Consider the following 1,339-nt stretch of genomic DNA (forward strand, 5'->3'; position numbering starts at 1 on the left):
CCTAAAGGACGAGGATTCCCTCCACGCTGCGTGTGGAACACGCGGCGTCCGGGTGGGTTACCGCTTCACTGCGCGGTGCCGGGACAGATCCCGGTCTTACCTGCGCTCCACGGTCGTTGAAGTCCGCCTGTCCGGCGGCCTTGACATTCTTCGCGGCGTTGACGTCCCGGTCGTGGTGACTGCCGCACGGGCAGTCCCACTCCCGGACGTTCAGCGCCATCTTGTCGTTGATCCGTGCGCAGCCGGAGCACATCCGGGTGGACGGGAAGAACCGGTCCACCCGGCCGAAGGTGCGCCCGTACCTCTGCGCCTTGTACTCCAGCATGCCGGTGAAACCGGCCCAGCCCGCGTCGTGCACGGACTTGGCGAGCCGGGTCCGGCCGAGACCGACGACGCACAGGTCTTCGACGTACACCGCTTGGCTGTCGCGGATGATCGCCGTGGACAGCTTGTGCTGCCAGTCCCGCCGGGTATCGGCCACCCGCGCGTGAGCGCGAGCGACCTGCACGACGGCTTTCTTGCGACGGTTGCTGCCCTTGGTCTTGCGGGAGAGGGCCTGCTGCAAGCGCTTGAGCTTGCGCGCCGCGCGGCGCAGGAACTTCGGGGCGGTCACCTTCGTGCCGTCGGACATGACCGCGAAATGGGTCAAGCCCAGGTCGATACCGATCTCGGAGTCGACCGGCGGCAGGGTTTCGTCGTCGGTGGCGACGACGAACGAGGCGAAGTACCGCCCGGCCGTATCCTTGATCACGGTGACCGAGGTCGGTTCGGACGGCAGGTTGCGTGACCAGCGGACCGCGAGGTCGCCGATCTTCGGCAACCGCAGGCGGCCGCTGTCGAGGACCTTGAACCGGGCGTTGCGGGTGAACCGGATCGCCTGCCGGTTGTCCTTACGGGACCGGAACCGGGGCGGGGCGACCTTGCGGCCCTGGCGTTTGCCGGACAGCGAGTGGAAGAAGTTGCGGTACGCGGTGTTCAGGTCCGCGAGGGCCTGCTGTAACACCACCGCCGACACTTCGCCCAGCCAGGCCCGTTCCTCGGTGGCCTTGGCCTGGGTGATGACCCGCTTCGACAGGTCGCCTTCGGAGATGTACTTCTCGCCCGCCTCCCGCGCCATCTGGCGCAGCCTGAGCCCGTCGTTGAAAACCACCCGCGCGCACCCGAACGCCCTGGCCAGCTCGATCTGCTGGCCGGGCGTCGGGTAGACGCGGAACTGGTAACGGAGCTGCACGATCGTCACCGTACCATGTTGGTTTATGGCCGAACTTCAAGACATCCGCACTGGAAGACACTGTGTCTTCGCCATGCACGTCCATTTGGTCTTCGTGACGAAGTTCCG

General features: G+C 66.5%; 1 protein-coding gene. It reads right to left on the bottom strand.

Annotated elements, in window-relative coordinates; all coding sequences use genetic code 11:
* Window position 1: 1 nt before the first annotated feature.
* A complete protein-coding gene (locus ACFT41_RS32290; protein ID WP_377586395.1) occupies window positions 2-1,240 on the bottom strand; it encodes an RNA-guided endonuclease InsQ/TnpB family protein in 1,239 nt (412 codons plus the stop codon).
* Window positions 1,241-1,339: the final 99 nt, after the last annotated feature.

It is taken from the genome of Micromonospora sp. NPDC057141, assembly GCF_042670805.1.
Lineage (GTDB): Bacteria > Actinomycetota > Actinomycetes > Mycobacteriales > Micromonosporaceae > Micromonospora.